The sequence below is a fragment of the Burkholderia contaminans genome, from assembly GCF_029633825.1.
GTDB lineage: Bacteria > Pseudomonadota > Gammaproteobacteria > Burkholderiales > Burkholderiaceae > Burkholderia > Burkholderia contaminans.
In genome coordinates, this window is the sequence record NZ_CP090641.1 from 1,850,615 (window position 1) to 1,872,719 (window position 22,105).

Genomic DNA, 22,105 nt, shown 5'->3' on the forward strand with positions numbered 1-22,105 from the left:
AGGGCCGTGGACGAACGGGAGGCGCACGCCGTAAGATGCCGGCAAGGAGATCCGGCGATGCGCCTTTCGAAGATTGACCTGAACCTGTTCGTCGTATTCGACGCGATCTACACCAAGCGCAACCTGACCCGCGCGGCCGAGGTGCTGAACATCACGCAGCCGGCCGTCAGCAACGCGCTGGCGCGGCTGCGCAAGACCCTGAACGATCCGCTGTTCGTCAGCACGCCGGCCGGGATGATGCCGACGCCGCTGGCCGAGAACATCGTCGGCCGCGTGCGCGAGGCGATGCAGCTGCTCGACTCGAGCGCGCACGAAGGCGACGTGTTCGATCCGGCGTCGTCCACGCGCGTGTTCCGGATGAGCATGAGCGACCTGACCGAGGCGCTGCTGTTGCCCGCGCTCGGCGAACTGCTGCAGACGCATGCGCCCGGCATGCACGTGCGCAGCTACACGATGGACCGCCGCGAAGTCGCGACCGCGCTCGCGAACGGCTCCGTCGACATCGCGATCGATGCGCCACTGATCGGCGATCCGCATCTGCACCAGGCGCTGCTCGTGCGCGACCGCTATGCGTGCATGATCCGCGACGATCATCCGTACAAGGGCGACACGCTCACCATGGACGACTACCTTGCGCTGGGGCACATCCACGTGTCGAGCCGCCGCAAGGGCAGCGGGCACGTCGACGCGGAGCTGACACGCCTCGGGCTGCGCCGCACCATCCAGATGCGCGTGCAGCACTACATGGTCGCGCCGCTGATCGCGATGCGCAGCGATCTCGCGCTGACCGCGCCGCTGCGGCTGCTGCAGCGCTATCCCGCACGCATTCTCGAACTGCCGTTCGAGATGCCGGGCCTCGAATACTTCTGCTACTGGCATCGCAGCGCCGATCAGGATCAGGGCAGCCGGTGGCTGCGCGAGCAACTGATGACGCTGATGGGCGGGATCGGCGACGTGCAGTGATGCGCGTGCGGGGCACGCCAACGGGGGCGATGCGGCAGCGGGGCGGCGCCGCCGCCCGTTCCGGTCGAAGGCGCGCCCGTCACGATGCCGTGCGCTGCCCCTCTCTCGGCCCGTGCCCGGTCCACCGCTTGAACGCGCGCCGGAAGTTGTGCGCATCGCTGAAGCCGACTTCGTGCGCGACATCCTCGATCGACAGCCGCGGGTTGCTCAGCAGCGTGAACGCGCGCTTCCTGCGGATCGTATCGATCACCGTCGTGCGGCAACGGCACGCCGATGCGCTTCTACATCAATCGAGCGCAGTCGGACAACCTGCTGTACATGATGGAGCCGGGCGGCGCGTGCTGGAACTACGGCACCTGCACGCAGACGTCGAGCGGCGCGGAAGCCGGCCTCGGCGGCTTCAACCCGGACGGCATTCCGCACAACTACATGAACGGCGCCGCGAGCCAGAGCCTGTTGTCGCCGCTGCTCACGCGGATGGATCTCGCGCATATTCTCGTCGGCGAACCGAAGGTCGAGACGCAGCAGTGGACACAGGTTATCGTGCCCTATTCGATACGCCGGTGATGAAGGCGTTCCGCACGCAGCAGTGGTCGGATTTCACGTTCTCGACGTTTCTGGCGTGGATCGACAGCATCTTCAACCTGACCGGCGAAGCGGGGCCGATCTCGGGGCACCGGGCGTGAAGGGAGGCGGCGGTTCGCCCGAGCGGGCGGCCGCGGCGCAGTGCGACGGCCGGATGTCGCGGCCGCTCGCCTGCGTCGATGCGTGGCGGTGCGCTAGGGCGTTACGGCGTTACGGCTTCACCACCGCAACCGCCGGCGCGCCCGACTCCGTGCCGGCCGCACCGTTCGACCCGTAGGCTGCTTCGGCGCTCTTGTGCTCGGCCAGCCGCTTGGCAGCCAGGCGCTCCTGTGCGGCGACGATGTCGCCCGGATAGTTGTCGCCATCACCGGCGATCGGCTCGTAGCCGACCGATTCGAGGTCGAACAATTCCTGGCGCACCTGCGCACGCGTGAGCGTCGAATGCGACGACTGCGCGTACGACACGGCCGGTGCGGCGAGGAGGGCGGTGGCGGTAGCGGCGACGGTGGCGATGGTGACGATGATGGATTTCACGGTTTCCTCAGACAGTTTCGTTGCGGTTCGGCGCGATGGCGGCTGGCTGAACCAACGAGACAAGTTTAGGAACCCGGATCGGCCGGATAAATGCCGATTCCCGTCCAAGTGTGTTCCTGAATCCGTGACAGTGGGAGAAGTGGGGCGCTCGAGGGACCGGCTTTCACTTGCGTTGGTCGCGCGGAATGCCGATGGATGAGGCGCGTGCAGCCGCTCCATCCAGGCGGCGATGCACGCGATGTCCGGCGGGCAGCCGCGGGCCCGCCCGGCAACGCTAGTCGTCGAAACGCGGGAATGCGCGCTGGCGCTTCATGTCCTTCAGCCATTCCCTGACGTTCGCTGGATCGTCGAACTCGCGCAGCGTCAGGTTCAGGTCGTGGATGCTGCGCTGCGTGCCCGCGATGTCGCGCGTGAGCATGCGCATGACGGTATCGGGCGCGACCTTGACCGACGGCGCGATTCCGTAAGTCCGCCGGAAACCGGTCTCGACGTCCTGGATCTCCTGATCCAGCTCGCGAAGCTGATCTTCCAGGATGCCGTTGTAGCGCGCGAGCCGGTCTTCGCCGAGGCCGTTGATCGCGTGCCGGTCGATCTGCTCGATCTCCAGTTGCAATTCCAGCAGTTGCAGGAGCTTGCCGTTCGCATAAGCGTGGTTGACCCGCTGCATCAGCACGGTCTTGCGTTCCTGCTCCTGGGGATCGGTCTCGCGATCGGGGTGCAGCGCGCTCGCCAGCTTCCGGTAGACCTCGCGGATCGAGCGGCTCGCTTCGGCCTGCTCGGCTTCGCGCTTCGCCAGCGCGGCCGATTGCCGGGGCGCTTTCTTGCGCTTGGCGCGCTGTGCCTCGCGAGCCGCGTGCTCGGCCATGTCGCGCTCGAACTGTTCGTCGAGTTCGGCCTGCATGCGCGCCATGAGTTCTTCGGGCGACAGCGCGTCGAGATCGTCTTCCGTTGCCTCGCCGGGCGGCGATTCCGGCGTCGATTCCGGCCTCGGCTCGGCTGCTGCGTGGCTGCCGTGATCGGCGGCGCTGTGCCGTGCGTGGATGGCCTTCAATTGCGCGTCGTCGCTGAAGTCGAGCAAGTCGGCCGCCATGTTGGCGATCATCCCGGACAGGGTGTGCTGCTCGGCCTTGCTCAATCCTTTCTGCAGATACGCGTCGTCGAGCTGATTGAGCAACCGGATCCGCAGCGCGGTCGACGTCTGTTCGAGCGGCAACAGCTCGTCGACGAATTTCTTCTGGAAGGCCGGCATCACGGCTTCCCACGCGCCGAGCCGCTCGCGCCGCTTCTCGATCTGCTGGACGAGCGTATTGAACGCTTTCTGGGCTTTCGACAGGCTGGCTGCCTCGTGGCCGGGCGCGATGGCGACCGCTGTTCCGCGACGTGCGGTCATGATGAATCTCCTTCGGCTGCGGCAGGACGCGCAGCAGCGCGGTATTTTAACCGGCCCGACGTTTCTCCCTTGCCCGACCGGGTGCGGCTACTCCTGGAACAACTGCCCCTGCCCGGAGATCACGCGCTCGAAATCGTCGCGCAGGAACGGCAGGATCGCGTCCGCGACGGGCTGCAACTGGCGGCTCAGGTAGAACGCGTAGTCGATCGGCGAGCGCATGGTTTCGAGTGGTTCGGGGCCGGCCGTCGTCATCACGTAGCTGATCCAGCCGCCGCGCTGATACTGCAGCGGCCGGCCCTGCGCCTGGTTGAACTCGTCGGCGATCCGCGCCGCGCGCACGTGCGGCGGCACGTTGCGTTCGTACTCGCGTAGCGGCCGGCGCACGCGCTTGCGGTAGACGAGCTGGTCGTCGAATTCGCCGGCCAGCGTGCGTCGCACGGTGTCGCGGATGAAATCCTGGTACGGCTCGCGGCTGAACACGCGCCGGTACAACTCGCGCTGGAACTGCTGCGCGAGCGGTGTCCAGTCGGTGCGCACCGTTTCGAGCCCCTTGAAGACGAGGTCCTCGCCACCATCGGCCGCTGCCGCGAGGCCCGCATAGCGCTTCTTGCTGCCTTCTTCCGCGCCGCGCACGGTCGGCATCAGGAAGCGGCGGTAGTGCCGCTCGTATTGCAGCTCCAACGCGCTCTCGAGCCCGAAGGTTTCGCGCAGATGCGTTTGCCACCAGCGGTTCACGTGCTCGACGAGCGCGCGGCCCTTGGCGCCGGCTTCGTCGTCATCGTGCGCGCGGCCGAGCCACACGAACGTCGAATCGGTATCGCCGTAGATCACTTCGTAACCCTGCGCTTCGATCAGCTCGCGCGTGCGGTGCATGATCTCGTGGCCGCGCATCGTGATCGACGACGCGAGGCGCGGGTCGAAGAAGCGGCAGCCCGTCGAGCCGAGCACGCCGTAGAACGAATTCATGATGATCTTCAGCGCCTGCGACAGTGGGGCATTGCGCTGCCGCTTCGCAACGTCGCGGCCTTCCCATACGCGCCGCACGACATCGGGCAGGCAATGCGCGGTACGCGAGAAACGTGCGCCGAGAAAGCCGGGCACCGATGCGTCGTCGCCGGGATTCGCGAGCCCTTCGATCAGCCCGACCGGATCGATCAGGAACGTGCGGATGATCGACGGATAGAGGCTCTTGTAGTCGAACACGAGCACGGAGTCGTAGAGCCCGGGGCGCGAATCCATCACGAAGCCGCCGGGGCTGTTCTGCCCCGTCACGTCGCCGAGATTCGGCGCGACATAGCCGAGCCGGTGCATGCGCGGCAGGTACAGGTGCGTGAAGGCCGCGACTGACCCGCCGGTGCGATCGGCCGCGAGGCCCGTCACGCTCGCGCGTTCGAGCGCGAAGGACAGCAGGTCGGCCTTGTCGAAGATGCGCGTGACCAGCTCGCAGTCCTTCAGGTTGTAGCGGGCGAGCGCCGGCTTGTCGTGATCGAAGCGGCGCTGGATCTCGTCCATCCGCTGGTACGGGTTGTCGATCGACTTGCCTTCGCCGAGCAGCGCCTGCGACACGTATTCGAGGCTGAACGACGGGAAGGTCCACGTCGCGGATTTCAGCATGTCGATGCCGTCGAGGATCAGCCGGCCGGCCGCGCCCGCGAAGAAATGATCGGGCTGCTGGCCGTGCGCGCGCCAGTCGAGCACGCTGCCGCCGCGCCCGAGCTTCAGCGGGATCCCGTATTGCTCCGAATGCGCATGCAGGATGCGCAGGTCGAACTGCACGAGGTTCCAGCCGATCACCGCATCGGGATCGTGTTCGTCGAACCATTCGTTGAGCCGCGCGAGCATCGCTGGCCGGCTGTCGCAGTAGTCGAGGCGGAAGTCGATGGCATTTGCTTCGTCGCTGTCTGCTCCGTTCGGCGGACCGAGCATGTAGACCTGCCGTTGCCCGCAGCCTTCGAGCGCGATCGAATACAGCTCGCCGTGCACGCTCGTTTCGATGTCGAGCGACACGCAGCGCAGCGCCGGGCGATAGCCGGTCGCGGTTTTCAGCTCGGCGCCGGTCAGCGTGCCGTCGCGATCGGGCTGCCCGCGAAACTGCACGCAGGCCGTGATGAAGCGCTCCATCGCGTAGCGGTCGGGCGGCTGCACGTCGGCTTCATAGACGTCGACGCCGGCGGCCGCCAGGCGCTTCTGCAGCCCGGACAGATGGCGATAGCGCTTGCAATAGAGGCCGACGACCGGGCGCTGCCGGAAGTCGCGCAGCGCGAGCGGGCGCAACTCGGCTTCGCGCTCGCCTGCCAGCGCGCGTTCGGCAAGCGCCTGCTGCTCGGCCGGGATGAACGCGACGGCTTCCTGCGGGCGCAGCCGCACGCGGCGCGGACCGTGTTCGGTTGCCAGCCAGAACTCGATCTCGATGCCGGATGCGGTGTCCCGCCAGTGGCGGGTAAGGATGAAGCCCTGCTCGAACGCCGTCAAAACGCTTGCTCGTCGTGGATGCCCAGGCGGCGGATTTTAGCGCTTGGGCGGGGAGAGCGGCCGGAATGGGGTGTGAGTTGTTGTGCCCTGTATGGCGTGTAATGATCGCAAGATTCGGGGTCGATTCAACCAATCAGGCGTCGTTCAATGAAAATCACGATGGATCGTGTCGCACGTGTTGCCTCGCATGCTGTTGTCACGGCTTGTCTGTGTGGAGGCGGGAGTACGCTATTCGCCGCGCCGAAACTGAAGATACTGCCGGCAGCCACGGAGGCTGGCTGGATACAGGCAGTCAAGCGACACCGGACAAAAGATGGCGCAACCGTTGCCGAAGTACTGGCCTATGCGGCGAAAATGAGGCCGCGTGTGTTCAAGGTCGAACGAATCGAAGTCGGTTACAACGGTGCGACCGGTATTGCGGATGCGGTGACGATTGGCTACTGGATCGGATCGAAGCGGGCACAGGACGATGTGTTTGTCGATCTCGGATATTCGATGTCGCCGGATGGTCGCGTCATGCCCGTATCGCCGGACGAGCACACTGCAACGGCATTGGAGAGCGGACGGAATGCATTTCTGCGCGCTGTTGACGACGCTTATCGGGATACATGCCGATCCGATCCGGATCATCCGCCGGCTTGCTGACCATCGTCACTCGCCGCCGTCTCGACCCGGTTGGGATACCAGATACCCGTCGGGAAACGCGATATGTCGTGCGCGTCGCGTTCATCTCGGGGGTGGGTTCGGCGAGTGCGTGATGTTCGGCGCGGAATCAGGCAACGGCGAGCCGTTGTGCGACACGCCATTCGGTGCGCGTTGTATTGGAAAGTTTGAGCAGCCAGCGTCGCGCGGCGACCGTGTGCCGCTTTTGTGTCACGTATGCGTCGACGGAGAGTTCGAAGGCTTCGTCATCGACGCGGACGAGTGTCGCAGCCGCGCCCGATCCGTCGGCGAATTCGATCACGGCCGGATGTAGCTTCGCAGTGCGAGGCGCGTCACGGTCGAGCGTCACGATGCTCCCGGGGTAGAGGTGCGAGCGGGTTGTACGAAGCAGCAAATCGGTTGGCGGCCGCGCCATGTGGCCATGGAGATCATTTCGCATAGCTGACGGTAGGACGCTGGGATTGGAAGAATGCTGCGGGAGCACGAGCAGGAAAATATTACGACATCCGGCGATATGTGCACGCATGTTGCGTGCCGACGAAGGTGTATTCCTTGGTTCCACCACTGTCGAAGCCGTCGATGCACCGGCGTGGCAGAGCCGAAACCGCGATTGATAGCCATGCGAGACGCATGCGCTACGACAATATTATTTCAATCAGCTTTCATTGGAGGTCAAAGTAATTCCATTTGGCCCTTTACACAGCAATCTTGCAGTTAAGTTTTGTCAAGCTAATGCCACATTTGTCTGGCCGCAAGTTAGAATCCGCCCGGAGAGCCCATGTCATATTAATGACAATAAGTAAGAAAAATGTAATAAAGGGAAGGGAATGGATGCGCAAGATATCGTGAGGGCGCTTCAGGGCGGATTGCTTCAACAAGACCGTCTGCTGAAACTTGATACCCCGCTTGGTTCCAATGTGCTGCTGCCACAACGCGTGGCGGGTTGGTCTCGCATCGGACGGCACTATGACTTCACGCTCGACGTGCTGTCGACGCGCAGCGATCTCAAACTGAAGAAGTTGATTGGGCAACCTATTACCCTGTGGATCCAACAGGCGAACAGGTCCTACCTTCCTCGGCACGGCTATGTCTATTCGATACGCAGACTGGGGGCGGAAGGCGGCCTGACCAGCTATCAGATCGGGTTCGCATCATGGATGAATTTTCTCAAGTTTCGTCGAGATCAACGAATCTGGCAGGATAAGCCGGTCGACGAAATTCTCAGCGATGTGTTTAATGCACATCCTCAGGCGAAAGGCCAGTTCAAGTTCGCACTATCAAAGCCACTACCGCAGCGATCGTATTGCACACAGTACGAGGATGACTGGAACTTCGTTCACCGACTCATGGAGGCCGAAGGGCTGTTCGGCATCTGGTCACAGGCTGCCGACGGAAAGTCGCACATGCTGACGGTCACCGATCACGTGGACACATGTGAGCGGCTCACTCTACCGGCGGTTCAGTTCTCGCGCGACGGCGCAAATAGCGAAGCGGACGCGTTGATTCATTGGTCGGGAATGCGAAGCTTGCATAGTGCCGCACTGACGACCCGTACCTTTGACTACAAGAATCCATCGTCCCTCGGAAATCCAAAAGGCACGAATGTGCCGACGGTGTTGCCCGAATTGCCCGAACAGTTGGAGATGTACGAGTACACCGGTCCTTATACCTATCTGAAGCAGGATCGGGGTGATCACCTCACGAAAGTGCGCATGGAGGAGTGGGAGTCGAGTGCCAAGCGGTTTTACGGTACGGGTGGCCTCCGCGCGGCTGATGCGGGCAGATGGTTCGAACTTGTTGGACATCCGGAGCATGATCGAGACTCTACCGAGCGGCGTGAATTTGTGATTGTCGAAACGGTGTGGTTGATCGAGAACAACCTCCCGGGATCGAGCCATCACGCGAAATTTCCTCATGGCCTGCAGAGTCGGCTGGCCGAGGCAATGGAGAGCCGGGGCGGTGGAAACGCATCGATCGTTGCGCACGACGATGGCGCAAAAGGTTTCTTTCTTGTCGAGATCGAGACGCAAAGAAAGTCCGTTCCGTATCGCAGCCCGTTCGAACACCACAAGCCGGTCATGCAGATGCAGACGGCGACGGTGGTCGGTCCGCAAGGTCAGGAGATTTATACGGACGAACTGGGCCGAGTGAAGGTGCAGTTTCACTGGGACCGGATCGGACAACGTGACGAGCGCAGCTCCTGCTGGGTGCGAGTTGCGCAGCCTTGGTCCAGCGCACAATTCGGCGGCATCCAGCTACCGAGAATCGGCGACGAGGTCGTCGTACCATTTTTCGACGGTGATCCTGACAGGCCGGTGATCACGGCTCGTGTGGGGAACGGATCGAATCGGCCGCAGTGGAACCTTCCTGATCAACACGCACTATCGGGTTTCGTCAGCAAGGAGATCGGCGGTGCGCAAAATAACGTCTGGCTGAAGGACGATACTGCCGGACAAGTTCAAACCCAGATTCGGAGCGATCATCTCGAGTCCGGCTTGCATCTGGGTTACCTGACACGTGTGAGCGAACCGGCCGGGCGTAGTGACAAGCGTGGTGAAGGCGCGGAATTGCGGACGGACGGTCATGCGGCGGTGCGCGGTGCGCGTGGCTTGTTGTTATCGACTCATCCGCGCGCAGGTGCGACCGGCGACGCATTTAACGTCGATGAGGTGAACCTTCAACTGGCGAATGCCCAGGACACGGCGGCAAGTCTCGCGCAGTCGGCTGAGTCAGCAGGAGCACAAGACGGTGAGCAGAAGGCAGTCGTGACGACCCTGAAGGCGCAGGCCAAGGATGTCCAGGGTGGCGGCACGTTGAAGCAATTCGATAAGCCGCATCTCGTGCTGGGTAGCCCTGCAGGCGTTGTTACAAGTACACCCGAGAGCATCCATATCAGTAGCGGTAAAACCACGGCTCTTACGACTGGTACGCACGTCTCGGTGAGTACGGGCGGGGGCCTCTTCGCCAGTGCGCGAAAGGCGATACGCTTGTTCGTCTCCGAAGCAGGCATGCGACTGATTGCGGCGGCCGGTGACATCGATGTGAAGACGCTGAAGGACAGCATCAACTTGCTTGCGAAGCTGAACGTGACGGTGACCGCCAGTAAGATCACCATCAGTGCGCAGCAGGAGGTCGAGATCAACGGCGGCGGTAGTTATACCCGGTGGACGTCCGGACAGATCAAACACGGGACTTCCGGTGGTTTCGAAGTCCATTCTGCAAACAGAGCGTTTGTCGGACCGGATAGTGTGAGTACACCGAATGTTCCTGCGCTACCGCCTGAAAAGGAACAACTTCACTTCGCATTAGGCGCGTTACCGGGTGAAGGACCTCAATACGTCAGCGAGCCGTACGAGTTGTACAAGGGCGGCGCAAAGATTGATGAAGGCGTCACGGATGAATTTGGTCGGGTGGTCGTGAAGGACCACCAGCCCGGTACACCCGCCTATCAGGTCAAGCTTGCGAATGGCGGGCAGTTTGATCTGCGAGTGAAGGAGGCGTTGCAGGGCGACCCCGATCATGCGGACCAGCGAAGCAATCGCGGCGAACGCCTGGCGTGATCTCGATATCGACGCACATCAAACAATAAGGAAAAGAACGTGGCACAGCTTCCCCTCGAAACTCATAACCCGGTAGATGTCGCTGTCGATGAAGCGGGCCGCGTAGCGCAAGGCACTGTGCAGTGGCTGCTTGAAAAAAACGTCGACAAAGATGTCATGCCGACCACGGGCAACGACATGAGGTTCTTCGTCTGTGGCGAGGAAGGGTTCAGGTCAATAGCAGCCGATCTCATGGGCGCCCAGGGGACAGTCGACATCTGTTGTTGGGGGTTTGATCCGGGTATGGAAATCTGGCGTGGTTCGGAGTCTCCGGCTGGCATCGGAGTTCCAACGTTTCAAGGAAAGCCGCTTCCCACCAAGCCTGCTGCGGGGGGCTGGCCCCGCGGAATTGTCTACGGTGCACTACTGGAAGAGATTACGCAGCGTAAGGACAATCCTGTCACCGTTCGGTTGCTGATCTGGTTCGACCCGCGGGGGTCGCGAAAGCAGAACAGCATGCCGGGATTCACGGATATTCCGGTTTCGGGATGGACCAGCCCCATTCAGAAGAAAGTGCAGCAGCGTCCGCCTTACGCGAACTCGGAGCGTACTCAATGGTGCATTGACTGGTGGAATCGCAATTTGCCAGATGGTGAAAGCAAGGGCAGCGGTATCCTGACGAAAAATCAGCGATTAAGAATTGTCCTGCGTGGTATTTCAAACAAAGATGTTAAAAAGTTGCTGGCCGCCAACATCGAGGAAGAGGATGCCCCGAGCACGCATAGCGATGATGGCGACTTCTATTACGTCGACGAGCAGAACCTTCTCGAGGATTATCCGACGCATCACCAGAAACCTATCCTGATCGACTACGCACACCCCTACGACGGTAAAAATGCCACGGGCTACGTAATGGGGCTGAATTCAGTCACGGACTATTGGGATAGAACTGCGCACGAAATCGACGATCCTCTTCGTGAGGCATGGGATCAATGGTACGTCGACGACGAACACAAGCATGAACGGGAAACACAGGATCCGAACGGTCCTTTGAGCACTGCTCCGTACAGGCATGTAAATCCGTACCAGGATTACGCGTGCAAGATCACCGGTAAGGCGTTGAAGCGACTGCATCAGAACTTCGAACGTGGCTGGAATCTGTTTGCGCCGCCGGCATGGCAAACAACGGAACTCAAGGAACTGCCGTCGGGCATTCCCAGTCTCCCAGATGATCCGGCGTACAAGGTGCAGATCGTACGTACTCAGCCGCATGAGCAAGAAAAGACGATCAAGAGTCTTTACTTCCAGGCAAGCAGCTATGCACGCAACTATATCTACATGGAGAATCAGTATTTTTTCTACCCCGAGTTTGCGCGCCATCTGAAGCGGGAGCGGAAGAAGTTCCAGGACAAGTGGGCACAACTGTCGAATAAGCCTCAACAGAACGCACCGATTCTGCATCTGTTTGTCGTCACGCCGCACCCGCAGGATCCAGGCATGGTTCCGCGTACCTACGACACCATGGCCGAACTTGGTCATGGTGATGCTTGGAAAGATCAAGATGCGTTGTCAAAAGCCGGCAAGACTCCTCAAAAGTACCGGGACAAAAACGGTAAAAATACGTTTCATCCGCAGAGTTTGCAGGAGTTGCAGGATACGATCGGACTGAAGGTCAGCATCGCCCGGTTGCGTACCAGTGGCGTGGTGGGTGACCAGATGGCTTATCGCGAAATCTATATTCACTCGAAGTTGATGCTCATTGACGATGTATTCGTGACAATTGGTAGCGCGAACATGAATCAGCGCAGTATGTCGGCTGACAGCGAAATCAATTTTGGGGCGACGGGGCAGCGCTGGGCGTCGGGTCTTCGCGAGCGAGTGTTTTCCCTGCTTTCGGGAAACGCTACTCCGGGTAGTGGGGATCGGAAAAAGATACCTGAAGTGTACGATGCCTGGGAGAGAAGAATGAAAGACAATCGATCGATTCAAAAGACCGGTAAGGAAAAAATGGACGGATTCATCTTGCCGTTTATGGACAGTCGTGCCAATACAATATTGCATGCTCAGATAGATCTGCCCTCGTCTTCTGACGTCCCTAGAACTGTGTAATCGAGGTTGTTTGATGCCGATAGCGGTTATCTACCGAATCATTTTTGCGGCCCTGGCTCTGTTCGCCTTGAGCGTTCATGCGGGGAGCCTATCTTCTTCGACGGTTAAATCATCTGCTGCCATGTCTGATCTTCCACGCTACGAAAAGCTGCCTTTATTCGACCCGCATCGCAAAAGCTTTACATGTGTTCATCAGGATCAGCATGTGCCACGTATCGATCCTCAAGCCGAGCTATGGTTCCAACAGGCTCTAGCGCTTGACAACCCCGACGTCTACTACGAGAAACGCGACTATCCGAAGATCTACCAACTCTACGCCCAGGCTGCCGATCGCGGCCACTGGAAAGCGATGCTTAACCTCGCATCTCTGATCCTCAGCAATTATCCCGGGGTGCCGCAGCATGACCCGGAACTTGCGATTGGGTGGGTTGAAAAGGCAATGCAGCTAGGCGTACCGGATGCTTACGACATGATGGGAACCTACCATCTGAACGGATTTGTCAAAGGCGGGGACGCGACCAGTGCCTATGCGTTTTTTCAACGTGCAGCGGATATGGGTAGTCCGTCGGCTTTGGCCTTTCTCGGGGAAAAACTGGACGCAGAATACGATGATCCGGCGGAAGGATTCTGGGCAAATTTGCCGGTCGCTACCTCGATGCTCGAATGCGCCCTCTCGCAAGGGTTTGGAGACGCAGCAGAGGAGCTTGGCTTCGTCTATGCTCGGCCGAAAACAGCCGACGCGAAACGTCGAGCACTGGTGACGCTTCACGAAGGAGTAAAGCTGGGAAGTGCGAAATGTGCAGCTGCGCTATCGGTTGAATTTGATGGATTCAACTTGACCAATGGCAGAAACCTTCCTGGCAGCATCGATAAAGCGCGCTCTGAACGATATCGTGTGCTGAAGGACGCGCTGGAGCATTATCACGGTCGCCTGAAACTGCCGAACCTCGACAAGGTTCTCCCGCTACCGCCGGCACCACTCCCCAAGTGGGATGGAAGTGCGAAAGCGCTGGTCGATGCAGCCAAGCCCGTCAGCCCGCCGGCGGCACAGCAAAAAAGCGGTGCGCGGGAGGGGCGGTCGTTTGTTCCGGATGGGCACGCAGTTGCCGCACTTGATAGCGGGTCGCTGGCAATTGCCGGTGACCAATCCGTTCCCAAGGCAGGCTACTGGTTGGCCCTCTACGGCTCGTCGACGCAACCGGACGCGCGACTGGTTGCCCGCTCCGGGCTCCCCGAACGCTACGAAGCAGGCGAGCGATTCGAAGCGCCTTCTCACGACTGGCTGTCACCGGATCGCGTGCAATGGTATTACCTCGGTGAGGCATACCGCCTCCCGCCGCAGCGCGCAGATTTTCTGGCAAATCTGATCGGCGCGGGGCTGCTGCGCGAGATCCCCCCGTCGTCGGCAACACTGCAATGCAATGGAACTCGTGATTGTCCGAAAACCGGAATATGGGAAGGCCGCGTTGCAGTCGACCATCCGATGGCGGTGCTGTACAACCGCTGGGACCAACAGGCTTTCGTCGAGAAGGGGCAGGCATTTCCCCCCGCCGGGAATCGCTTCATTGAAGTCGCCGCGAGGGATGTGCAATGGACGTATTTGGGTAGTCCGAATGCAGATTCCGGGGTGGCCGGCATATATGCAATCAGCCTATAAATATAGGGCGTAGCCCTGTACCCGACTCGGAGAAATTGATGGTCCGTCAGGTCATTGTGGTTGGTGACACGCTCGCGCCTCATGGCGGCACCGTTATTACGGGGTCAAACACCGACATCGTGGACGGCAAGCCGATCTCTCGCAAGGGCGATACCGTCGAGTGCAGCGAGCACGGTACGCAATCCATTTCGGAAGGAGATGGAACGGGCATGATCAGCGGTAGCCCGGTCGCTTTGCATGGGCATCGCGTAACCTGTGGTTGCACACTGGTAAGCCGGAACGCGACGTTGTCGATGCCTTGAGCAGATCAACCGTACTCGCGATTCCAGCCATTGCGCTGGAATCGATTCGAATTCATTCTCGAGTCGCGGGAACGGGATACACCATTTCGGTGTGGCGCAGCATGCTACGTCGATCGTCTAGCCTGTCAAATCAGGTCGTAAACACGCGGCTTGGCTGTTTGCAAGGGTATTACGGGTAGTGATGGCCCGGCAGTGCTGATATTGATCGGCTACTTTGACGATGATCTCAAGCCGTGAGGTTGAATTACGTCGGCGACATCGTTGTTTCTGCCACGTGATCTCGGCCAACTGTGCGTCCGGCGTTTGTTGAGGCATCGCTCGCGTCGATGGTATCTATGTCGCTGCTGGCCTATGAGGTGCTGTGCGTGCTGGGCGACGTGCTCGGGATAGCCAGTTTGATTTCCGGAATGATGCCGATACCAGTTATCTACAGGGCAATTTTTTCAACCCTGGCTCTGATCACCGTGAGCGTGCATGCTGAGGGCTGGCCTTCTTCGACTGCCCAATCCTCTGCTGGCCTGGCGGATCTTCCGCGCTACGAAAAGCTGCCCCGGTTCGACCCGCATCGCAAAAGCTTTACGTGCGTTCATCAGGATCAGCATGTGCCGCGGATCGATCCTCAGGCCGAGCTATGGTTCCAGCAGGCGCTTGCACTCGACAACCCCGACGTCTACTACGAGAAACGCGACTATCCGAAGATCTATCAACTCTACATTCAGGCTGCTGATCGCGGGCACTGGAAAGCGATGCTCAATCTTGCATCCCTGATCCTGAGCGATTATCCCGGTGTGCCGCGGCATGACCCGGAAGCCGCTATCGTGTGGGTTGAGAAAGCGATGCAATTGGGTGTGCCTGACGCCTTCGACATGATGGGTACTTATCACGAGAACGGGTTGGTCAAGGGCGGCGACGCGACCAGTGCCTATGCATTCTTTCAACGTGCCGCAGATATGGGCAGTCCTTCGGCCCAAACGTTTCTCGGCTTCAAGATGAGCGGCAGCTACGACAGTCCGGACGGCGAATTCTGGGGAAACGCGACTATTGGTATGGAAATGCTCCAATGTGCGCTCGCTCAAGGGTATGGCGATGCCGCTTACGATTTGGGGGGCTTGTATAAAGGAGCGACGCCTGAGTCAAAACTTCGGGCACTTAAGGTCTTGCACGAGGGTGTCAAGCTGGGATGCGCAAAGTGTGCCAAAGATCTGGCATCCGAGTTCCGAGGATTCGATCTGACCAGCGGCAATAATCTTGTAGGTCACGTCGATACAGCACGCGCTGATCGCTATCTTAGGTTGGGTGAGGCACTGGAGCATGCTAAAGGTCGCCTGAAGCTGCCAAATCTGGACAAAATTCTCCCACTACCGCCAGCGCCACTTCCCAAGTGGGACGGGAACGCGAAAACATTGATCGACACCGTATCAATCGCGAACCGGCAAACCTGAAACGACACGATGCAAGGAACGAATCAGGCGGATGACAACCGACGCAGCGTCTCGACCACGGCCGATGGCGGCTGCGGGCCACCATCATCCCCTTTCCACCGCAGCCCCGGCATCATCCCGACAACAAAGTCGATGAACGCCCGTACCTTGGCCGGCACGTGATTCCGGCTGGGATAGTAGACGTAAAGCGGGAACGTCTCGTCGCACCAGTCCGTCAGCACCGGCTCCAGCGTGCCCGCCCGCAGATGAGTGTCGATCCCGAGGTCGATCACCTGAGCGATCCCGTAGCCTGCAAGGCAGGCGCCGATTTTGGTTCCCGCATCCGTGACCATCAGCTTCCCGCTGACGGCCACCTTCACTTTCTCGTTGTGACGCCAGAACTCCCAATCGAAGGGCCTGCCGGTCGCCGGGTCGATGGCCAGAATGCATTCATGGCCATCGTCGACCAGATCCTGAGGCGACCTCGGTCGACCGCGTTGCTCCAGGTACGACGGCGCGGCCACGGTCAGCACCCGCGGACTGTACAGCCTGCGACAGACCAAAGTCGAAACGGTTGGCGGTCCGAACCGGATGGCGAGATCGAATCCGTCGCTGATCAGGTCCGGGAGGTCGTTCCGGGTCTCAAGCTTCACATGAAGCGCAGGGTGATCCTTCATGAACTGGGCGAGTTCCGGCGCCAGCACCAGGCGGGCGAATGCGGCATCGCACGCCACACGAAGCGTTCCGTTGACGGTCGCGGTGTGGTGAGAGGCGCCGGCGGTTGCCTCTTCAATCCCCTGGAGTAACGGCAGCACCTTTGACAGCAGCTCATGGCCTGCGTCCGTCACTTCGACATGCCGGCTGGTGCGATGCACGAGCTTCGCGCGCAGGCGGTCTTCCAGTCGCTGGATCGCACGACTGACCGCCGGCTGAGTCTTGCCCAGACGGGATGCGGCACGGCCGAAGCTCCCGGATTCGGCGATGGCTGCGAGAACCAGCAAGCCGCTGACGAGCCCTCCATCGAGGTCTTCCATGATCCATGTGTTCCTGTAATGGCAGCGATAACCGGGGCGCCGTAGCCGAGGGCGGGGCGATCGCTCACTATACGAGCCGTTCACTACCGAGGGAAGCCAGCCATGACCCAGACCCAAGCCGTCGTCGCTTTGATCGACGATTATTTCAATTTGGCTTATGAGCCGAAGAGCCGTGATTTCGACACGGTCTTTCACCCGAGCTGCATGATTCAGTGGATGGATGAAGGCCGGTTGCGCACGCTGTCGTCGCAGGAGTATGCGGCACTCATCCACGGGAGGCAGAGTCCTCGATCGACCGGCGCGCCGAGAGACGAAGCGATCCTGTCGACGGAGAATATATCGGACAACCTTTCAACAGCTACCGTGCGGGTGCGAATCGGCAACAAGCTATTCAACGATCACTTCGTCATGCATAAGGTAGAGGGCAACTGGCTGATCGCGACCAAGGCGTCCGCCGTAGTGCATACGTTCGACTGACGCGCCACGAGGCGGATGCACGCCAACGTCCGGATTCGTGAGCGTGCCACGAAATGCACGAAAGCGCCGGCGAACAAAAACCTCAGGGAACGCTTCGATTTTCCGGGGGCTTTTACGTCGTCGAACATTGAGTAACTGGAGGCGGGGGCCGGGGACCGGACTCGAACCGGCACCCCTCAAACATGCCCCTCACGCTCGATCGCCCGTCCCGATTACGGACTGCACATGCAATCGCGGATTGGCCGGCGCAATCCGCTGTACAGTATGGCGATCGGCAAGGTGCTGCTCGCGTGGATGACGCCCGGCGAAGCGCGCACAGTGCTGGCCGGCATCGAGTTCCGGAAGTCGACCGCGAAGACGCTTGCTTCGGCGGATGCGGTGATGAGCATCCTGCCGCACGTGCGGCAGCAGGGCTACGGCGAGGACAACGAGGAGCAGGAAGATGGCCTGCTGTGTCTCGCAGTGCCCGTGTTCGACCGTTTCGATCGCGTGATTGTCGCTGTCGTTCCCGACGATGCGGTGCGGACACGAAGGCGCATTACGTCGCGCTGTTGAAGGAGGCAGGGCAGGCGATTTCCGGGCGGCTTGGCCATCGCCCGAAGGCGGCTGGCGTCGAGCAGGCGACGGTCGCACAGGATTGAACACGTGCCGGTAGAGAGCCGGCAAAACGAAACGACAATACGACCTCAATAACGGATCATGCAGATGAAAATGACGAAGCGCATCGCGATCGCGATGCTCGCGATCGGCGCGTGCGTGGGCACGAACGGTGCGTACGCAAAAAGCGCGGTGGATTGCACAAAGCTCAATACCGCAACGAGCGGCCCGGAGGACAACTTCCGGCCGCCGGCTTCAGGCACGGTCATCGGCGCGGGGCGCGCGTACTTCTACTCGGCGCCCGATGCGCAATGCATGACGAAGCGGACCTTCATCGTTCCCGGCGATTCGGTGACCGTCTACAAGTCTCACGGGCGCTGGTACAACATCATGTACATCAACGGCAAGACCGGCGAAGACTTCGAAGGCTGGGTCGAGCTGGGCCGCGTGCGCCTGGACGGTCAATACGGCGCGCAGTAATCGTCGGCGTGCAGGGGGCGGCGGCAACGCCGCTACACCGACACCCACGCACGATCCTGCTTCAAATGCTCCACCCGCTGCGGCCGCTGATACAGATAGCCCTGCGCATACTGAATCCCGACCGCATGCAGCGCGCGATGCTGTACTTCGGTCTCCACACCTTCCGCGATGATCTTCAGGTCGTAGTGGTGCGCAACGGACGCGATCCCCTCGATCAACCCGGCACTCCCGCCGTTCAGTTGCGAGACGAACTGGCGATCGATCTTCACGTAGTCGAACGGAAAGCGCGACAGCATGTCGAGATTGCTGTGATGCGTGCCGAAATCGTCGATCGCGAACTTTGCGCCTTTCGCTCGTAGTGCATGGAACATCGCGGTGGTCCGCGCATTCTTCTCGAGCAGGATGCGCTCGGTCACTTCGAGCACCAGCGTAAAGCCGGGTGGCAGCGCGCGGATCGCCTCGTCGACGACGGATACGAATCGCGTACGCTCGAGATCCTTCGGCGCGATGTTGATTGCGATGCGCAGCGGCACGCATGGCGTCAGCGCGGACAGTTCCGACACGGCTGTCCGCAGCACGAATTCGGTCACTTTCGGCAGCACCGCGCTCGACTCGACCTGCGGGATGAACACGGCCGGGCTGATGGCCCCCCACTTGGGATGCTGCCAGCGCAGCAGCGCCTCGACGCCGACGGTCCTGCGCGTTTCGACATCGACGATCGGCTGGTACACGACATGGAGTTCGTCGCGCCTGAGTGCATTGCGCACCGCCTTCAGCAACAGCCGGCGCGGCGCCATCGCGAGCAGGTAGGCCACCATCACGAGGCCGTCCGCCAGCAGCACGATCGTGATGCCGATCATCCGATAGTGCTGCCGGACCTGCGACGCATACTGCGCGGATGCGGCAACCCGCACCGTGAACGGCCAGCGGGGCGACACGATCGTGCTCCCGCCCGCGGGTTCCGTGGCCGACTCCGGCGTGAACTTCCCGCGTTGATCGAGATGGCCCGAACCCGCGATCGACAGCGTCGCGGTTTCCGTCCCGTAGCGGGCGCCGTGCGCGAGCGCGTCGGCCACGTAGTCGCCTTCGATCAGGTAGAGCACACCCGCGCCGGGTGCGGTCGCGTAAAACACGGGCAACACAGGGATGCCTTGCTGGAACGGCGTCTGGCGCAGCAGCGTGACGAGCGTCGAGCCCGGTTCCGGCTCATGGGTATACGCGCCGAGCGGCAGGTCGATCGCCCCCAGCGCCGACGAGCACATGACACGGCCCTCGTGCACCAGCGCGACGGCGCGCAGATAGCGCAGGCGCGTGCCGATCTCGGCGAGCGTCCGGAATACCGCCGGGCATGGCCGCCCGACGAGCGCGGTCAGTTCGTCCACATGCCGCAGGCGCGCACCGTCCAGGATGCGGTCCACCGAGGCCACGATGTCGTCCGCGATGACGCGTTCATGCTCGGTGACGGTATCGCGCGCATAGCGGTCGGCAAGCGCGATCGCGAATGCCGGCACGAGCACGCAAACGATTACGGCGGCGAAAAAGGCGATCCGCGGCCATGCGCCGCTGCGCTGGAAAACGGCCTTCGAACCTGGCGTGAACGCTGACATTCCCGCGGTCGCCTTTGGTGTCGTGTGTATGGAGAGGCGAGTCGAACCGGTCGATACACCCACGGCGCGCATGCGTCATGCCGGGTTCGGGTCATGCGCCGTGCGTGCCGGTATCACAATGCGATCGATGCTACCCGTCGCAATCGGCCAATCAATCCGGGACTTGCCTCTGTGAACATGTGCATGTGGCGCATGTATATGGACGTAGCCCCCGAAAAAACCCCGGCCGCATGGTCTTGCGGCCGGGACGAAAAAACACCGTCTCTTTGGCACGAGGATGGTGCGCGGCAAGTATAAGATGTGACGAGAGATTGTGAAATATTGTTATTCAAAAATTGGTGTTGTTTTGTCATTGTGTCTCGAAATGAAACATTCTTTCGGGATGCTGTCTTTGTCGACTTGCCGGCGGCGTTCGCGCGGTTGCTGCGCGGTGCGGTCGCGTCTCTCGCTGATGGTCCGGAATGAAAGAAAATGCCGTGCCGACGGTCATCGTGACCGATGGTGCCGCCGCAACCGACGGCGGCTCGCTGTGGATCCGGATTGCCGTGAACGGGCAAGCCCGCGACTACTCACTCGACCGCGCGCTCGCGTCGCGCGGTACGCCGCGCTACGACACCCTCAGCGGCACACATGGGCCGCTTTCGAAAGGTGATCGAAAGGAATTGCTCGCGCTGCTGCGCAGCATTGCCGACCCTGCGATGTGGGCGGGCATGGTCGGCACGTTCATCCAGGTGCTGCAGGCGTCGGAAGACGCGTGAACGACGCGGGGCCGGCGCGTCGCGCGGGCCGCGATTCAGAAATCGTTGCGCATCTTGCGAAGCAGGTCACCGCCCGACTGATGCGTATCCACCGCGGTGAGCACATCGGTCAGGAACCACGGCAGGTTCAGTTGCGTATTGGAATCGCTGACGCATACGCGGATCGGCGGGGCCTTCGACGGCGAGCGGGCATCGGGCGCGGCGTCGCGGGACGGCACGCAGTTTTTTGCGTGCGCTTGAACGGGCGCGGGCCCGGCGCTGCCGGACGGCGCCCCGGCGGCGGCCGGCAAGCTGAAGGCGGCCAGCAGGGTCAGGACAGCGATAGCAGCAGCGCGTTTCATGGGATTCTCCGGCGATGCTCGTTCGACCGCGCGGGCGGACGCGAGTTCGTCGGCGACACGCCTGCGCGCCTCGCTCAACCGCGCGCGACGTTCGCGGCCCGCGCCGGTTGCCGGCTGCGCCACTGTTGCGGCGATTCGCCGGTCCAGCGCCGGAAGGCGCGCGTAAAGGCGCTGTGTTCCGAATAGCCGAGCAACCACGCGACTTCCGCGAGCGTCAGGCGCGGATCGTTCAGGTGGTCGATCGCGAGCCGCCGCCGCGTGTCCTCGCGCAGTATCCGGAAGTTGAGCCCGAGTTCGGCGAGGCGCCGATGCAGCGTGCGCGACGACACATGCAGGTCGGCGGCGATCTGTTCGAGGCTCGCTTCGCCTTGCGTCAGCAGGCGCGCGACGGCTTCGCGCACCGACTGTTCGAGATCGTCCGTCTGCCGCAGCTCGGCAAGCAGCGCGCTCGCCTGGCGTTCCATCATCTGCAGCAGCGCGTCATCCGGCTGGCGCAGCGGCTGCATGAGCAGGTGCAGCGGGAACGCGAGGCGGTTCACCGGCTGGCCGAATCGCACCGGGCAGCCGAAATAGTCGATGTACGGTTGCTCGTCGCCGGGCGACGGATGCACGAAGCAGACCTCGTCGGGCCCGTGATGCGTACCGGTGATGTTGCGCGCGAACTGGACGATGGCCGTCAGCGCGACTTCGTCGACGAGCGGGCCGAGCGGCTCGGGCGCGTCGTGCCATTCGATCGCGACCGACGTCGCCTCGACCCGCACTTCCATGCGCGCGACGTTCGCGATCAGGTGTTCGTACTGCTGCCAGCGTGCGAGTGCGGCGCCGGCATCGCGGCACGCATGCAACGCGTAGCCGAGCGCACCGAGATGGGCGGGCGTGATTCGCTGGCCGACGTGCAGGCCGAGCAGCGGATCGTCGAGCGCGCGCATCGCGCATTCGAGCAGGCGCCGCCAGTGGGCGCTCGCATACAGCGTGAGCCCGCGATCGTCCTCGGGTGGCCGCGCCTCGCCCAGCACGCGCGCGGCATCCTTGCCCTGCTCGGACAGATAGTCGAACAACAGCCGCACGTAGGTGCTCGAGTAGTAGACGCGCTGCGTCGATAGCGGGGAGGCGGCGGGCATGGCGGAAAGTGTCAAGTAATCGTCGGCAAGTGTCAACGCGGAGCGACCCGTGCGC

At 61.6% G+C, this 22,105-nt stretch carries 19 protein-coding genes and 2 pseudogenes; 12 read left to right on the top strand and 9 right to left on the bottom strand.

Annotated elements, in window-relative coordinates; all coding sequences use genetic code 11:
• Window positions 1–57: 57 nt before the first annotated feature.
• The gene (locus LXE91_RS26005; protein WP_039344327.1) at window positions 58–963 is read left to right on the top strand and encodes a LysR family transcriptional regulator; all 906 of its coding nucleotides are present in this window, start codon (window positions 58–60) and stop codon (window positions 961–963) included.
• A gap of 79 nt (window positions 964–1,042) precedes the next feature.
• Here LXE91_RS26005 and LXE91_RS26010 read toward each other — a convergent pair whose 3' ends face one another.
• Window positions 1,043–1,213 (bottom strand): helix-turn-helix domain-containing protein, encoded by a 171-nt coding sequence (locus tag LXE91_RS26010; RefSeq protein WP_217490221.1) that lies wholly within the window; start codon window positions 1,211–1,213, stop codon window positions 1,043–1,045.
• A 2-nt stretch (window positions 1,214–1,215) separates the two neighbouring features.
• Between LXE91_RS26010 and LXE91_RS26015 the strand changes: the two are divergent.
• Window positions 1,216–1,515 (top strand): annotated as a pseudogene (locus LXE91_RS26015) (pectin acetylesterase-family hydrolase); the annotation flags it as partial.
• Between the two features lie 243 nt (window positions 1,516–1,758).
• Here LXE91_RS26015 and LXE91_RS26020 read toward each other — a convergent pair.
• The 3 genes from LXE91_RS26020 to LXE91_RS26030 form a co-directional block, all read right to left on the bottom strand.
• A complete protein-coding gene (locus LXE91_RS26020; protein WP_039344321.1) occupies window positions 1,759–2,082 on the bottom strand; it encodes a DUF4148 domain-containing protein in 324 nt (107 codons plus the stop codon).
• Between the two features lie 274 nt (window positions 2,083–2,356).
• Window positions 2,357–3,472 carry a J domain-containing protein gene (locus LXE91_RS26025; RefSeq protein ID WP_039344318.1) on the bottom strand — a complete coding sequence of 372 codons (1,116 nt, stop codon included), beginning with the start codon at window positions 3,470–3,472 and terminating at the stop codon, window positions 2,357–2,359.
• Between the two features lie 87 nt (window positions 3,473–3,559).
• Window positions 3,560–5,944, bottom strand: coding sequence for a DNA polymerase II (locus LXE91_RS26030; protein ID WP_039344316.1), 2,385 nt, complete (start codon window positions 5,942–5,944; stop codon window positions 3,560–3,562).
• Window positions 5,945–6,091: 147 nt separating this feature from the next.
• Between LXE91_RS26030 and LXE91_RS26035 the strand changes: the two genes are divergently transcribed.
• Window positions 6,092–6,589 carry a hypothetical protein gene (locus LXE91_RS26035; protein ID WP_135370738.1) on the top strand — a complete coding sequence of 166 codons (498 nt, stop codon included), beginning with the start codon at window positions 6,092–6,094 and terminating at the stop codon, window positions 6,587–6,589.
• Between the two features lie 127 nt (window positions 6,590–6,716).
• Here LXE91_RS26035 and LXE91_RS26040 read toward each other — a convergent pair whose 3' ends face one another.
• Complete coding sequence (locus tag LXE91_RS26040) at window positions 6,717–7,133, bottom strand: hypothetical protein (protein WP_223274436.1); 417 nt, start codon at window positions 7,131–7,133, stop codon at window positions 6,717–6,719.
• Between the two features lie 301 nt (window positions 7,134–7,434).
• Here LXE91_RS26040 and LXE91_RS26045 point away from each other — a divergent pair, with 301 nt between their 5' ends.
• From LXE91_RS26045 to LXE91_RS26065, 5 genes are all read left to right on the top strand, one after another.
• Entirely contained in the window at window positions 7,435–10,167 is a 2,733-nt protein-coding gene (locus LXE91_RS26045) for a type VI secretion system Vgr family protein (RefSeq protein ID WP_039344307.1), read from the top strand.
• A 39-nt stretch (window positions 10,168–10,206) separates the two neighbouring features.
• Window positions 10,207–12,255, top strand: a complete 2,049-nt coding sequence (locus LXE91_RS26050) for a phospholipase D-like domain-containing protein (RefSeq protein ID WP_046544079.1) — start codon at window positions 10,207–10,209, stop codon at window positions 12,253–12,255.
• Window positions 12,256–12,268: 13 nt separating this feature from the next.
• Complete coding sequence (locus tag LXE91_RS26055) at window positions 12,269–13,912, top strand: tetratricopeptide repeat protein (RefSeq protein ID WP_082139543.1); 1,644 nt, start codon at window positions 12,269–12,271, stop codon at window positions 13,910–13,912.
• 38 nt (window positions 13,913–13,950) lie between these two features.
• A complete protein-coding gene (locus LXE91_RS26060; RefSeq protein ID WP_076841406.1) occupies window positions 13,951–14,214 on the top strand; it encodes a PAAR domain-containing protein in 264 nt (87 codons plus the stop codon).
• Between the two features lie 335 nt (window positions 14,215–14,549).
• Entirely contained in the window at window positions 14,550–15,656 is a 1,107-nt protein-coding gene (locus LXE91_RS26065) for a tetratricopeptide repeat protein (protein ID WP_217490224.1), read from the top strand.
• A gap of 23 nt (window positions 15,657–15,679) precedes the next feature.
• Here the strand turns inward: LXE91_RS26065 and LXE91_RS26070 are convergent, their stop codons facing one another.
• Complete coding sequence (locus LXE91_RS26070; RefSeq protein WP_039344302.1) at window positions 15,680–16,669, bottom strand: LysR family transcriptional regulator; 990 nt, start codon at window positions 16,667–16,669, stop codon at window positions 15,680–15,682.
• Window positions 16,670–16,771: 102 nt separating this feature from the next.
• Between LXE91_RS26070 and LXE91_RS26075 the strand changes: the two genes are divergently transcribed.
• The 3 genes and pseudogenes from LXE91_RS26075 to LXE91_RS26085 all read left to right on the top strand — a co-directional run bounded on the left by LXE91_RS26075 (window position 16,772) and on the right by LXE91_RS26085 (window position 18,223).
• Window positions 16,772–17,146 (top strand): nuclear transport factor 2 family protein, encoded by a 375-nt coding sequence (locus LXE91_RS26075; RefSeq protein WP_039344299.1) that lies wholly within the window; start codon window positions 16,772–16,774, stop codon window positions 17,144–17,146.
• Between the two features lie 210 nt (window positions 17,147–17,356).
• A pseudogene (locus LXE91_RS26080) lies at window positions 17,357–17,787 on the top strand (IclR family transcriptional regulator domain-containing protein); the annotation flags it as partial.
• Between the two features lie 64 nt (window positions 17,788–17,851).
• The gene (locus tag LXE91_RS26085; RefSeq protein ID WP_039344686.1) at window positions 17,852–18,223 is read left to right on the top strand and encodes a hypothetical protein; all 372 of its coding nucleotides are present in this window, start codon (window positions 17,852–17,854) and stop codon (window positions 18,221–18,223) included.
• Between the two features lie 32 nt (window positions 18,224–18,255).
• Here the strand turns inward: LXE91_RS26085 and LXE91_RS26090 are convergent, their stop codons facing one another.
• Window positions 18,256–19,830: an EAL domain-containing protein gene (locus tag LXE91_RS26090; protein ID WP_039344297.1), complete on the bottom strand. Its 1,575-nt coding sequence runs from the start codon at window positions 19,828–19,830 to the stop codon at window positions 18,256–18,258.
• 461 nt (window positions 19,831–20,291) lie between these two features.
• Here LXE91_RS26090 and LXE91_RS26095 point away from each other — a divergent pair, with 461 nt between their 5' ends.
• Complete coding sequence (locus LXE91_RS26095) at window positions 20,292–20,588, top strand: hypothetical protein (RefSeq protein ID WP_039344295.1); 297 nt, start codon at window positions 20,292–20,294, stop codon at window positions 20,586–20,588.
• A gap of 35 nt (window positions 20,589–20,623) precedes the next feature.
• Here the strand turns inward: LXE91_RS26095 and LXE91_RS26100 are convergent, their stop codons facing one another.
• Both LXE91_RS26100 and LXE91_RS26105 read right to left on the bottom strand, forming a co-directional pair.
• A complete protein-coding gene (locus LXE91_RS26100; RefSeq protein WP_039344684.1) occupies window positions 20,624–20,929 on the bottom strand; it encodes a hypothetical protein in 306 nt (101 codons plus the stop codon).
• Window positions 20,930–21,003: 74 nt separating this feature from the next.
• Window positions 21,004–22,050 (bottom strand): AraC family transcriptional regulator, encoded by a 1,047-nt coding sequence (locus LXE91_RS26105; RefSeq protein WP_039344293.1) that lies wholly within the window; start codon window positions 22,048–22,050, stop codon window positions 21,004–21,006.
• Window positions 22,051–22,105 lie beyond the last annotated feature (55 nt).